Origin of the sequence: Paenibacillus sp. FSL R10-2734, from assembly GCF_037963865.1 — a bacterium.
Taxonomy (GTDB): domain Bacteria; phylum Bacillota; class Bacilli; order Paenibacillales; family Paenibacillaceae; genus Paenibacillus_AQ.
The window spans coordinates 202,458-215,288 of the sequence record NZ_CP150170.1; the positions used below are offsets into that span (position 1 = coordinate 202,458).

Here is a 12,831-nt window from a genome sequence, read left to right on the forward strand (position 1 = left end):
GCCTAAATTGGCGGAATTTCTCACTTTTTGTAACATCCTATGAAAACTTATAGAACGATGATCTCCATTCCGTACATTCCCTAAGCCATTCATGTTCCTCCAGCATTGTGCATTAACTTAACGATTCGACTCTTCTGATCATAGTTCAGATCAATATGAAGATCTTTACATAATTGAATAAACGGAACCATCAAGGTCCCTTTCCTCATTTCTGGCGCGCTTCCTGCAAGAGCTACTCTTTGATTATTCAGGGTTAATTCCATTGGTGAATCTATATGTTTGACCTGGTCAAGGGTTTGGATTGCGGTCAGACTCTGACTTCCCCCGTTGATTCGGGCGGCGTTCCGGTCCGTTCTCGCATTGATCCCATCCTCGATTTTAAATGTCAGCGAAATCCCGAGTGAATCACATGCAGATAGCAATCGATCATTGTACGACCCATAGGGAAAGGCAATCGCTGAATCGGTATTCCCCAGTTCCTCCTTCAGCCTTTGCTCCGCTTTGGCCAAATCACGAGTAACTCTGCTGTAGTACTCCGTGTTCATTTCGTTTCTATTCTCATCGTCGATATATAACAAGGCACTAGCGGCCGGCCGCTCCCCACCCTCAGCATCCACGATACCATAATGGTGTAAATCGTATGTGTGATTATAGAATCCCATCCCGTCCCGCTTCATTTCGCGCATCTGCTCCCAATTGAGTTTCGGTACACTATTCGGATCTGGGTGATCTATTGTAGACACGATAACGAAATTGACTGCCGTATAGCCATATTTTTTCAGGATAGGAAAGGCCAGCTCATAAAAGCTCTCATATCCATCATCAAAAGTCAGCAGCACCGCATTGTCTGGAACCTTGCCATTATTCAGCATAAATTCTCGATATTGTTCCATCGTAATCACGTGAAAACCTTCCTGCTTCAGTAGCTTCATTTGATCATCAAACCGATCGGCAGATAAGATCCAAGGAAACTGCGGCATTGGCTTCGCTGAGAGATGATGGTACATCAGCACAGCTACATGGTCTCTATAGTAAATACCTTTCGGAAGTGGCCCCGGCTTCTGCCAACCGATATGCATGTTCAGGGCCTGTTCGGCAGCAGCCTTGGGAATCATAAGCTCATCAGACGAAGCCGGATATGTAGCTACTGTCTTAATGATTTGACCGTTCACATCTATAGTAACTGCAGAAGTCTCGCGTTGATTGTAGAAAATAGCAGTAAGACTTATTAGCAGAACGATGACTAAAAGTATCATATATTTTTTCGTATGCAATCTCTGAATCTCCTTAAATAGATCTCTTATCCTCTATGTAACTACATAACTGATGACAGTTCCACCTACTATTAGTTACATTTTCTTCTTATTTTACTCCTTATAATAAAAATAGGAGGCGAACCCTAAGCCTGAAATGGCTTAAGGGACACCTCCTTCAAATGAAATCTATAGTGTAATTGTAGAAGAAACGACTGTGGAATGTCCTGTTATTCATCCCATGCTTCTAACAGCTTCGGAATTCCTTCTACAAGAAGCTTGTGGTATACCTCGCTTATATCTTCAATATCATCCGTATTCGCCACACCCAGCAACGTCTGCATAACGATCCCGTCAATAGCTCCAATCAGCAATGAGGCAATGGCTTTATTGTATTTCCCAGGTTGTTTTTCGTATAAGCGTTGCAACAGCTCCTCGGTATGACCAATCCATTTCTCATATTTAACTTTCAATTGATTGGAGATTTCCTCGTTCCCGAGTATCGCTTCCTGGGCAAGATAGAACTGCATTCGATTGTCATCTATTTTGTTAAAACGATCTTTCACATTCTTGCTGATTCGCTCAATAACTTCCCCACGGCTATACTTCCCTTGCTGTACCTCCTCGGCAATTCTCGTAGATACAGATAAACTGCGATCCATCGCATCATAAAGAATCTCTTCTTTACTACTGTAATGATGATACAACGCCCCCGTGCTAAGCCCTGCTTCATCGGCAATTCTCCGCATGGTCGTACCCGCAATACCCATTCGATAGATAACACGATTCGTCGCCTCAATAATATGTAATTTTTTATCCTCAGACATAAGCTCCCCGCCCAACTGAATCGCTTGTTGCGATTTTTTTTATATGAAAAGAGTACTGAATCTAATTTGTTTTGTGTGTGTTAATTAACACAGACAAGACAAACTGCTTCCTAATATAATAAAACCGAACAGTTGTTATGTTTTTGAATTAACCAAGCTTCGTAGAGTTGAAGCTTAGTGTTGGTACGAATTGATTGCGCTTTCACAAAAAAAGGAGGTTTACCATGGATATTCCTGCATGGCAGTACGGCGTTAGTATGATCGGGTACATAGTTCTACTTCTTATTGTTGTCAGTATCATGCGCAAACATTATAAGTTTGCCCACTGGTTCTGGATTGCTTCCTTACTAACCTTCCCCTTATGGCTCATGGGCGGTGTCGAAGGATGGTTTCGCTGGGCCAAGATTTTAAGTGTAATTCTTCCTACGATATTTGTAGGATTCATTCGTATCGCTAACTACGAGAAACGAAAAGGACCGTTCTGGAATGCGTTGCAGAAGGATTGGGTATTGTGGTTCGTATATGGCGTTCTATTCCTAAATATCATGGAAGCGACCATTAAAGACTTTACGATGGGGAATACGTTCAATGCACTTACCGGTCTCTTATTATGTATAACCATCCCTTTTGCCCCAAAATACTGGAAGATTTCCACGCAATCGCACGGCGATCTTATTGTGTATACGACGATCGGCTGGAACTTCCTCTATACAACTTGGAACGCAGCCTTCGTTTATGCCGAGAGTCCGAAGTTCTTTGCAAGCTCGCTATGTATTCTTCTCGCGGCAGAGCTCTATCCCATCATCAAACGCCGCCCAGAACTCTACATCATTGCGCGGGTCTATACATTAGCGGCACATCTACTTCTACGTGCCTGCTTCGTTAACCTGTTCCCGACACTAATGGATGCTTCGTCGTGGTACAATGCAGACGTCATGAAATATTGGGGAATCATCAACTTTATTATGATTGTTCCGTTTGTATTCTGGCATATGTGGCAGCTACATACCGGCAAAGCAGAAATCAGCTTCCGGCGTGGCCGAACTGAAGTGAACTAACCAAGAACGCCCTTATCCTTTCCATAAGGAAAGAGTAAGGGCGTTCTTTCAGGATCAAGCCCCATACACCATATAGTGCTCGGAGAGGCTATCGTTGAAGCGGCTCGATCCGGTAACTTGCGTTAGCGTTGGCTTCGTCTTCCACGCCGGCTCCGCCGTGAATCTGCCAGCCGAAAGACAGCACAGATTCCAGCCGGTTCTTCTCGGCTGTCGTCAATACGATTTCTATGGCTTCCTTACCCTCTTCAAGCTCCAGTACGGGCTCTTTACCAAGAGCAACCCATATCCAGCTGCGAATGCCACGAATCGTATTGTATTTAATCTGATAGCCTGTCTTCACTGCTTGCTCGAACAGTTCCGGCTGCTCCGCTTGCAAAGTGGTTAACTGCTTGTAATCAAATTCGTATTCACTCTCGTCAACGGGTAAATCGCCCTCCGCCACTTTGCGAAGAATATCCTCATTGGACCAGCCCAAAGCACGAAGTGATTCTATCAGTAACGCATCCCACTGAGATAACTTCACTCGGTTCAAATTGTCTGACATTCTGATTCCTCCCATACCTGTATATAGATTCTACTTATTCTGTGAAATCATAAGCAACATAATGGCCTGGACTTACTTCCTCCAGTGTAGAAGTCTCCGCTCTACCATACTCTGCCGAATATCCATCCAAAATAATTCTTTGATTGGCACGTCTAGGGTCCGTCTCCAAAATGGATGACAGCAGCGCTTTCGTATATGGATGAAGAGGATTCTCGTACAGCTCATCGCTTTCCGCTACCTCTACTAGACGACCACCGTACATAACGCCAATGCGGTCTGAAATATGCCGCACCATCGACAGATCATGCGCAACAAAGAGATAGGTCAATCCAAATTCGGACTGTAGATCCTCCAGCATATTCACTACCTGCGCCTGAACAGACACGTCTAGTGCTGAGATCGGTTCATCACACACTACAAACTCAGGTTTCACAGATAATGCTCGAGCGATCGAAATCCGTTGGCGCTGCCCACCACTGAATTCATGAGGGAAGCGATATAGATGCTCTCTTTTTAAACCTACCTTCTCAAGCAGTGCAGCGACTGCTTCTATACGTTCGTCGCCTAAGTAGAGCCCGTGAATTTTCATAGGCTCGCTAATCAAATCAAGAACATTCAGACTTGGATTCAGCGAGGAATATGGATCTTGAAAGATCGATTGAATCCGTCTACGAAAAGGCTTAAGCTGCTTCTCCCCAAGCTTACTCAGAGGCTGTCCGTCAAAAGACACCTCACCGTCTGTATAGTCATACAATCGCAGCAAGCAGCGTCCAACCGTGGACTTACCGCTTCCTGACTCACCGACCAATCCAAAGGTCTCACCCTGACGAATCTGAAAGCTTACGCCGTCTACTGCCTTAAGCACCGATGTATCGCGTCCCCATATATCCTTGCCTTTGGAGAAATGCTTCTTCAGATTATTTACGTCCACTAGAATCTTATTATTACTCAACAGAACCGCTCCCTTCAACACCAGCTACGGCTGGAGTCTCCTGCACACCGTCTGCCAGCCAGCACATCGAACGGTGACCCGAAGATAATTCCACGACCGGAGGACGTTCGATGCAACGGGCAAAAGCATTAGGGCAACGTTCCATAAATGGACAGCCAGAAGGCGGATTTAACAAATCCGGAGGTGTGCCTTCGATAGGAACAAGACGTTCACGCGACTTACCCTCACGTTTTGGAATCGAGCGAAGCAGACCTTTCGTGTAAGGATGCTGTGGGCGATAAAAGATATCCTCCACCGTGCCTTCCTCCATCACAAGTCCACCATACATTACGATAACCCGTGTACATACCTGAGCTACCACACCCAAATCATGGGTAATAAGTGCGACAGCTGTACTTGTATTATTTTTCAGCTCTTTAAAAAGATCGAGAATTTGTGCCTGTATCGTTACATCGAGCGCAGTTGTTGGCTCGTCTGCAATTAATAATTCTGGCTTACAAGAAAGAGCCATGGCGATCATGACCCGCTGGCGCATCCCGCCGCTGAATTCATGCGGGTATTGCTGCAGCCGCTGTTCAGGATTACTAATACCAACCTGACTCAAGATGCTGGCCGCCTCTTTAAGCGCGTCTTGCTTATTTAAACCGCGATGCCGACGGATGACCTCCGTAAGCTGCTGGCCGATTTTTTTCACAGGATTAAGAGAGGTCATGGGGTCCTGAAACACCATTGCTATGCGGTTGCCGCGCAGCTTTCTCCACTCTTTTTCCGAAAGGTTCGATAAATTCTCACCACGAAAATTAATATTTCCACCGATAATTTTACCCGGAGGTGTAATTAACGACATAATCGCCTTGGCAGTCACACTCTTCCCACTACCAGATTCACCGACGATGCCTACCGTTTCGCCAGCATCTATATGAAAGCTAACGCCGCGAACCGCCTGATTCTCACCGTCTCGGGTCTGGAATGAAACCTTCAAATCCTCGACAGACAATAGCCGTTCCGTCATGATGTCTTCACACTCCTATCTTCGGATCAGCTTCGGTTCAAAGCCAACCCGCAAAATATCGCCTAGAACATTAAAGCTCAGTACCGTTAATAGTATCAATAAACCAGGGAATAGAGCCAGATATGGCGCTTGAGCGATATATCCCTGCGCATTGTTAAGCATGCTTCCCCAAGTTGCATTCGGAGGCTGCACGCCGAATCCAAGAAAACTTAGAGAGGACTCCATCATAATTGCCGAAGCGATATTATTCGTCGCGCCTACAATCACAACAGGCACTAGCCCTGGTAGAATATGACGCCAAATAATTCCGAAATTACTCTGACCGGAAGCTTTCGCATACAGCACATACTCCCGTTCCTTGATCGTCATCGTTTCCGCCCGAATGACACGGGCAATATTCATCCACATTAATAGAGCAATAATAATGATGATATTTCCAACGCTCGGCTTCAGAAATACGCTGAGAAGCAGCAGAACTAAGAAAGAGGGAATGGACAGCACTACATCAAGCATCCGCATGAGAAGATTATCAATCCATCCGCCAAAAAATCCACTGATTACACCCACCGTCACACCTATGCCTGTAGCAATGATCATTGAAGCAAAGCCAACTAGCAGGGAAACCCGGCCACCATACAACGCGCGTGCAAAATAATCCCGGCCATAGTCGTCCGTCCCGAACCAGTGATCGGCTCCCGGTGCTTTCAGACGTGCCAGAACATCCATCGCATTCGGATCATGTCCAGATAAAAAAGCAAATATAGAGCCCAGTGTGAAGATGATTAAAGTAATGAGGGCTGCGACACCCAGTTTATTCGTAAATAGCTCATCTCCAACACTTTTCCATTTACTGCGATTCATGAGGTCACCTCGTTAATTTAATTCGTGGGTCCACGAAGCTATATAGAATATCCGCGACCAGATTACCGATGATCAGCATTAAAGAGGAGAACAGAGTAATTCCCATAATTACGGGGTAATCCATCCCTCTAACCGCAGTCATCCCCAAAGATCCAATACCCGGCCATGAAAATACCGTTTCTGTTACAATTGCACCTGCAACCAGATCACCCATAGACATTCCGAGCAATGTAATTACCGGAAGCAGTACATGCTTCAGTACATGACGGAACAGAATCGTTGTCTTGCTAGATCCAAAAGCATATTGTATCTGCACATATTCTTCTTTTAGCTGTCCAATGGTACTAGAGCGAATGTAACGCACATAACCAGCCAGGAATCCAAAAGCAAGTACGGTGCAAGGCAGTATACCATGCTTGAATACATCAAGCGCCGATTCTACACCAATCGTTCGCATTCCCATAATAGGAAGCAGATGAAGTTTAATCGCGAATAAGTACATCAGTAAGATGGCAAGCCAGAACAAAGGCACGGATATTCCGACATAGGATAAGAAATTAATCAACTTATCCACCCAGCGGTTCCGGTTTGCTCCAGCAATAAGACCGAGTGGAATCGCCAGCAAAACAGCAAGACCGATTGCAGAACCCATCAAACCTGCTGTTGCAGGTAGACGTTCTAGAATTTGATCCAAAACAGGCTGATGATTCACTAGGGAATAACCAAAATTACCCTGCAGTATTTCTTTAATCCAGATTAAATATTGAATGTAGGCTGGCTTATCCAGCCCAAGATTATGTCGGATACGCTCAATATCATCTGCGTGCATATTCGGCGTAACGAAGGATAATACCGGATCCCCCGGAGCCAGCTTAATCATCGCAAAGCACACAACCGAAACAAAAAACAACATCGGCAGGGTTTGCAGTAATCTTCGGACGATAAGTTGTCTCATACGTTTATTCTCCCAGTTCTGTATCGGTAAAAAAGTAAGCTGGAATAACCAGCTTACTTTTTCCCGTTTTTATTTAAGGTAGATTTTCGATAAATCTTCAAAAATAACGACAGGCTTCAAGACTGCTTCTTCAATACCGCCGTAGTTCTTGGAGACAGCTACAATGGTCTTGGTATAAGCGATTGGATAAATCGGTGCATCATCTGCGATGATCTCTTGGATATTCTTATAGATCTCACCGCGTTTAGTTGCATCTGCTTCTCCCGCTCCATCACTCAGCAGCTTATCAACTTCAGGATTATTGTAATGGGTGTAGTTTGAATCACCGTTCGATGTGAACAAGATTCTGTAAGCATCTGGATCATAGCCCATGATATAACCTGTAAGTGCTAGTTCGAAATCGGTAGCTTTCAGATCCACGAACTTTTGAACCCATGCTGTGGAATCCATATTCTGCAGTTCAACCTCAACACCGATAGCTTTCAGCTTTTGCTGTACATACAGTGAAATGGCTTCCTGTGCTTTGTTACCGCTTTGTACAATGAATCTCAATTTCAAGTTGCTAACTCCAGCCGATTGCAGAAGTTCTTTTGCTTTAACTGCATCGTTATCGAAGGTAGGTACATCATTGGTATGATACAAGGCATCCGGAGTCAGGAACGACTTCGCCGGGTCTGCATACTCGTTAGAGGTATAAGCAGCTTGAATGATTTCATCTCGGCTTAGGGCCAAGGATAAGGCTTGACGAACTTCTTTTTTAGCAAGAGCGCCTGTATCACTGTTCGCATTGAACATCAGGTAGGACAAACGACCTTCACTATAAGGAAGAATTTCAAAATTATTCGATGCTTGAATCGTTCCTACATCTTGTGGATCCAGATATTTGACGTTGATCTCACCATTTTGAAGCGCGAGATTCGCAGCATTCGTATCCTTGGCAATTCGGTAGGTTACAGAATCCAAATGTGGTTTGCCACCGAAGTAGTTATCAAATCTTTCTAGCGTCAAATACTCTCCGGATTTATATTCTTTAAATTTGAAGGGGCCCGATCCAACCGGAGCAGCATTCTTGGTGCTTTTCTCCAGATCAGTCTCATTCTCAAAAATATGCTTTGGAATTGGGAACACTTGAACCAGTGTAGCTTCGAAAGCTGGGCTAACCTGTGGAAGCTTAAACTCGACCGTCAGATCATCCACTTTTACCGCCTTAATGGCTTTATCACCAACGAAGAAGTTCGCTCTTAGGAAGCTGTTTTGCTTCTCATCCAGGATACTATCGATTGTGAACACGACATCATCAGCTGTAAGCTTTTCTCCGTCATGCCATGTAAGACCGTCTTTAAGCTTCAAAGTATAAGTAAGGTTATCTTCCGAAAGGGTCAGGCTGTCTGCCAAGTAGAAGGTCTTCTTACCCTCATTTACTTGGAACAGTGGAGCATAAAGTGCTTGGTCAATCGTAAGACTGACACGATCACCCGCATAGTTCGGGTTTAGAATGACTGGATCAGATGCGACCCCGATAATCAAGTTGCCGCCATCTTTTGGCTCAGTGCTTGCCGTCGTTCCCTCATTAGCAGCAGGTGCTTGATTTGTATTTGTGGAAGTGGCGTTATTCCCCCCGGAGCACGCACTAATTAAAAATGTTAATAAAATCAAAGTAATAACCCCAGATAATCCTCTACGCATAAGTTTCTCCCCCGTATTCTATGTTCTGCTTTGCTTGTGTTTTTTATATTGTATATCGGAATACTAGGAATTACAATGGATAGCATTTCACATTAATGTAATATTGAGGGAATTGATGATTTTGACCTCTTTCATGACATCTCCGCGCCTTAAAGCATCCACATGGTCCATACCTGAAACGACTTTTCCGAATACAGTATGCCAAGGGTCGAGATAGTCAAAGGTATCGTAACAGATAAAAAACTGACAGCTGCCCGTATTCGGACCAAAATGAGCCATAGATAAGCTACCACGTACGTGTTTATGTGGATTACCGGCTGTTTCACATTGAATTTTATCGGTACCCCCACGCCCAGTTCCATCCGGACAACCACCTTGAGCCACGAATCCGCGAACCACACGTTGGAAAGTCAGACCATTATAAAAGCCTTGATTCACCAGCTTCACAAAATTAGCTACCGTTCCTGGTGCATCTTGCTCGAATAGTTCCAGCTCTATTTCTTGTCCACGTTCAAGCGTGATGATTGCCTTTTTCATTATGATCCCTTACCTCCCCACCAATGTGAGCCTTAGTCTTCGCTGTCTCTTCCGGTGCATATATCTCCTCAACATCCTCATCCAGCAGTGGTCGATACTCACCATTTGCATCATACCAGAACACATCCGCACGAGGATTCATGGCTAATAACAGATTAATTAACTCCTGTACTTTTAGTGGCGATTTATCCATAGCTCTCATTCCTTTGCTGATCATGTTGGCATTTATATCTAATTATTCGGTTATTGTACAGCAGATCGTAACTAATTAATATATCTAACTCTCATTTACTTTACAGTACTTTGAAAAATAAGGATTATTGCCGCTCCCCTGTAAATATATTGAGAACATACGAATATCTCTCAGAGCGAGAGAGAGTCCCCAAGGAGGCCGCAATGAAAGTGAATAAGACACGCGTATTAATTGGCAGCCCCATCCACCAAAAACCCATGGTTTTGCGAGAATTTTTAAATTCCCTGCAACGCTTGAACGTGGATGATATCGAGCTGGATTTCCATCTGATTGATGATAATGATGATGAAGAATCCTGCCGGTTGCTTCAGGAATTCAAAAGCATGGGTGATCATATTTATCTTCAAAGCTCAGGCTTTCACGATGCATATATTCGCAATGATACTACCCACTTCTGGAATACCGACTTAGTCTGGAAAGTAGCCAACTTTAAAAATCTCATGATCAACCGAGCCCAGACCTTGAATTATGACTATTTGTTCCTGATCGACTCCGATCTTCTTCTACATCCAGATACACTACGACATCTCATAGGTACGAACAAGGATATTATTTCAGAGGTATTTTGGACCCAGTGGCAGCCAGAGACCATGTTTCAGCCGCAGGTATGGATGCATGACGAATACAATCAGTGGGAGTTACTTCCCGGTGAAAAATTACAACCTGAGGAGACTAACCGCAGATTCCATGAATTCATTGCCAAGCTTCGCAATCCCGGAATCTATGAAGTGGGCGGACTCGGGGCTTGTACACTGATTAGTCAGCATGCGATAAAAGCTGGGGTTAGCTACAATCAAATTCGCAACATTTCATACTGGGGAGAGGATCGCCATTTCTGCATTCGTGCCGCAGCCCTTGGCATCCCCCTGTTCGTCGATACTCATTATCCTGCGCTGCATTTGTATAGAGACAGTGATTTAAGTAAAGTTGAGGATTTCATCAGAGAAACTACGGGGTCCAAAACCGATTCCGCTGATTCTGAGAATAGCTTTTCTAAAGAGGAAGTACCTGTATCGGCCGAGCCGCCATCCAATCCAGACAATCCAGACAATCCAGACAATGAAAGTTTCAAGGAAACAGTCGCCCTAGCAAGGAAGCGGCCTAAGCTAACGCTCACCATGGTTGTAAAAAATGAAAGTGGGCGCTTTCTGCGACAGGTTCTGGAGGAGCATCGCAAGTATATCGACGAGGCCGTCATCATTGATGATGCCAGCACCGATAATTCAGCAGCGATCTGCTTGGAGGCGCTTGAAGGCATACCCGTTCATCTCGTGCACAATACCACATCCAAATTCAGCAATGAAATTGAGCTGCGAAAGCAGCAGTGGGAAGAGGTTCTGAAGACGAAGCCCGAGTGGATTCTGAGTCTGGATGCAGACGAAATCTTTGAAGCAAGTTTTGCGGCAAATATCGATACCTTGCTGTACGCCGATGAGGTCGATCTGTTCTGCTTCCGTCTTTACGATTTATGGAACGAGGGCCATTACAGAGAAGATATTTACTGGCGCTCTCATCTGAACTACCGTCCTTTTTTGCTTCGCTATAAAGAAGACTTCAACTATGTATGGAATGAATCTCCACAGCACTGCGGACGCTTTCCGGAAAATATTTTCGAGCTCTCCCATCAGCTAAGCAACTTGCGACTCAAGCATCTAGGCTGGTCGAAGGCAGAATTCCGTTTAGAAAAATACCTGCGGTACATGCTACTTGATCCCGATGGCCAATATGGCTGGAAGGAGCAATACCTGTCCATTCTGGATGAACATCCTCATTTAATGCCTTGGGTGGAGTGAGGGGAATCATAAAAAGGGCGTCCACAAAACCTTAATGGCTTTGTGGACGCCTTTTATTTTATTGTATTCGAAACGATAATACCCTTCATTTTGCTAGCTTCTTCTTATTCAGTACGCTGTGATTTATCGACTTCTGGCTTCATAATAGACACCGTCAGCTCACCGCCGGCTTCATCCACCTGAATCATCGAACCCTCTGCGGCTTCGCCAGCAATGATTGCACGTGCTACACGAGTCTCCAGACTACGCTGGATAAAGCGTTTCAGCGGTCTTGCTCCATACACAGGATCAAAACCTTCCTTAGCGATAAACCGTACCGCCGGCTCAGTTAACTCAAGACCAATCTCCCGTTCAGCAAGGCGTAAACGTAATCCGTCCACCAGTTTGTCCACAATTTTCTCGATCTCACCCAGGGTCAACGGCTTGAACATCACAATGTCATCCACCCGGTTTAGGAACTCTGGACGGAAATGACCACTCAGTTCCTTCATTACTCTATCCTTGGTTGCTTCCGTAAGTTGGCCTTTCTCATCGGTGCCATGAATCAGATGTGGCGAGCCGATATTTGAGGTCATAATGATGATTGTGTTCTTGAAGTCGACCATCCGGCCCTGCGAGTCGGTCAGCCGTCCATCATCAAGCAGCTGTAGCAAAATGTTAAATACATCTGGATGCGCCTTCTCCACTTCATCGAGCAGAACAACTGTATAAGGCTGTCGCCGCACCGCTTCTGTAAGCTGGCCTCCCTCCTCATATCCAACATATCCGGGAGGTGCACCGACTAGGCGAGAAACACTGTGCTTCTCCATATACTCCGACATATCAATACGAATCATGCCATCTTCGCGATCGAAGAGAGAGACCGCTAGCGATTTAGCTAGCTCTGTCTTCCCTACCCCAGTCGGACCGAGGAATAGGAAGGAACCGATTGGCCGATTCGGATCTTTGATTCCGGCTCTTGCACGAAGCACGGCATCCGCTACTAGACTGACAGCTTCGTCCTGCCCCACAACACGTTCATGCAGCGTTTCTTCCAGACGCAGCAGCTTATCCCGTTCGCCTTCGACCAGTCGGCTGACTGGTACACCCGTCCATACATA

General features: G+C 45.1%; 12 protein-coding genes and 1 pseudogene. 2 read left to right on the forward strand and 11 right to left on the reverse strand.

What is annotated here, in order from left to right; all coding sequences use genetic code 11:
* Positions 1 to 89: 89 nt before the first annotated feature.
* Together NSS67_RS00855 and NSS67_RS00860 are read right to left on the reverse strand one after the other, a co-directional pair.
* Positions 90 to 1,274, reverse strand: a complete 1,185-nt coding sequence (locus tag NSS67_RS00855) for a polysaccharide deacetylase family protein (protein ID WP_339317904.1) — start codon at positions 1,272 to 1,274, stop codon at positions 90 to 92.
* Positions 1,275 to 1,483: 209 nt separating this feature from the next.
* Complete coding sequence (locus NSS67_RS00860; protein WP_339317905.1) at positions 1,484 to 2,080, reverse strand: TetR/AcrR family transcriptional regulator; 597 nt, start codon at positions 2,078 to 2,080, stop codon at positions 1,484 to 1,486.
* A 224-nt stretch (positions 2,081 to 2,304) separates the two neighbouring features.
* Between NSS67_RS00860 and NSS67_RS00865 the strand changes: the two genes are divergently transcribed.
* The gene (locus tag NSS67_RS00865) at positions 2,305 to 3,138 is read left to right on the forward strand and encodes a hypothetical protein (RefSeq protein WP_339317906.1); all 834 of its coding nucleotides are present in this window, start codon (positions 2,305 to 2,307) and stop codon (positions 3,136 to 3,138) included.
* 88 nt (positions 3,139 to 3,226) lie between these two features.
* Here NSS67_RS00865 and NSS67_RS00870 read toward each other — a convergent pair whose 3' ends face one another.
* The 8 genes from NSS67_RS00870 to NSS67_RS00905 form a co-directional block, all read right to left on the reverse strand.
* Positions 3,227 to 3,682: a hypothetical protein gene (locus NSS67_RS00870; RefSeq protein WP_339317907.1), complete on the reverse strand. Its 456-nt coding sequence runs from the start codon at positions 3,680 to 3,682 to the stop codon at positions 3,227 to 3,229.
* Positions 3,683 to 3,716: 34 nt separating this feature from the next.
* On the reverse strand, positions 3,717 to 4,637 hold the full coding sequence (locus NSS67_RS00875) for an ATP-binding cassette domain-containing protein (protein ID WP_339320465.1): 921 nt from the start codon (positions 4,635 to 4,637) through the stop codon (positions 3,717 to 3,719).
* Positions 4,627 to 5,646 (reverse strand): ABC transporter ATP-binding protein, encoded by a 1,020-nt coding sequence (locus NSS67_RS00880; protein ID WP_339317908.1) that lies wholly within the window; start codon positions 5,644 to 5,646, stop codon positions 4,627 to 4,629. Before NSS67_RS00880 ends, NSS67_RS00875 begins: the two co-directional genes overlap by 11 nt.
* A 15-nt stretch (positions 5,647 to 5,661) precedes the next feature.
* A complete protein-coding gene (locus tag NSS67_RS00885; RefSeq protein ID WP_339317909.1) occupies positions 5,662 to 6,507 on the reverse strand; it encodes an ABC transporter permease in 846 nt (281 codons plus the stop codon).
* A gap of 4 nt (positions 6,508 to 6,511) precedes the next feature.
* On the reverse strand, positions 6,512 to 7,462 hold the full coding sequence (locus NSS67_RS00890; RefSeq protein WP_339317910.1) for an ABC transporter permease: 951 nt from the start codon (positions 7,460 to 7,462) through the stop codon (positions 6,512 to 6,514).
* A 69-nt stretch (positions 7,463 to 7,531) separates the two neighbouring features.
* Positions 7,532 to 9,148 (reverse strand): ABC transporter substrate-binding protein, encoded by a 1,617-nt coding sequence (locus tag NSS67_RS00895; RefSeq protein WP_339317911.1) that lies wholly within the window; start codon positions 9,146 to 9,148, stop codon positions 7,532 to 7,534.
* Between the two features lie 87 nt (positions 9,149 to 9,235).
* Positions 9,236 to 9,685, reverse strand: a complete 450-nt coding sequence (locus tag NSS67_RS00900; protein WP_339317912.1) for a peptidylprolyl isomerase — start codon at positions 9,683 to 9,685, stop codon at positions 9,236 to 9,238.
* On the reverse strand, positions 9,660 to 9,902 hold the full coding sequence (locus NSS67_RS00905; RefSeq protein WP_339317913.1) for a hypothetical protein: 243 nt from the start codon (positions 9,900 to 9,902) through the stop codon (positions 9,660 to 9,662). Before NSS67_RS00905 ends, NSS67_RS00900 begins: the two co-directional genes overlap by 26 nt.
* Positions 9,903 to 10,081: 179 nt before the next feature.
* Here NSS67_RS00905 and NSS67_RS00910 point away from each other — a divergent pair, with 179 nt between their 5' ends.
* Complete coding sequence (locus NSS67_RS00910; RefSeq protein ID WP_339317914.1) at positions 10,082 to 11,731, forward strand: glycosyltransferase; 1,650 nt, start codon at positions 10,082 to 10,084, stop codon at positions 11,729 to 11,731.
* Between the two features lie 104 nt (positions 11,732 to 11,835).
* Here NSS67_RS00910 and NSS67_RS00915 read toward each other — a convergent pair.
* Positions 11,836 to 12,825 (reverse strand): annotated as a pseudogene (locus NSS67_RS00915) (AAA family ATPase); the annotation flags it as partial.
* Positions 12,826 to 12,831: the final 6 nt, after the last annotated feature.

Excerpts from the sequence above, each read along its gene's own strand:
- NSS67_RS00860 (WP_339317905.1), bottom strand. The coding sequence starts at position 2,080 with ATGTCTGAGGATAAAAAATTACATATTATTGAGGCGACGAATCGTGTT.
- NSS67_RS00865 (WP_339317906.1), top strand. The coding sequence starts at position 2,305 with ATGGATATTCCTGCATGGCAGTACGGCGTTAGTATGATCGGGTACATA.
- NSS67_RS00870 (WP_339317907.1), bottom strand. The coding sequence starts at position 3,682 with ATGTCAGACAATTTGAACCGAGTGAAGTTATCTCAGTGGGATGCGTTA.
- NSS67_RS00880 (WP_339317908.1), bottom strand. The coding sequence starts at position 5,646 with ATGACGGAACGGCTATTGTCTGTCGAGGATTTGAAGGTTTCATTCCAG.
- NSS67_RS00885 (WP_339317909.1), bottom strand. The coding sequence starts at position 6,507 with ATGAATCGCAGTAAATGGAAAAGTGTTGGAGATGAGCTATTTACGAAT.
- NSS67_RS00890 (WP_339317910.1), bottom strand. The coding sequence starts at position 7,462 with ATGAGACAACTTATCGTCCGAAGATTACTGCAAACCCTGCCGATGTTG.
- NSS67_RS00895 (WP_339317911.1), bottom strand. The coding sequence starts at position 9,148 with ATGCGTAGAGGATTATCTGGGGTTATTACTTTGATTTTATTAACATTT.
- NSS67_RS00900 (WP_339317912.1), bottom strand. The coding sequence starts at position 9,685 with ATGAAAAAGGCAATCATCACGCTTGAACGTGGACAAGAAATAGAGCTG.
- NSS67_RS00905 (WP_339317913.1), bottom strand. The coding sequence starts at position 9,902 with ATGATCAGCAAAGGAATGAGAGCTATGGATAAATCGCCACTAAAAGTA.
- NSS67_RS00910 (WP_339317914.1), top strand. The coding sequence starts at position 10,082 with ATGAAAGTGAATAAGACACGCGTATTAATTGGCAGCCCCATCCACCAA.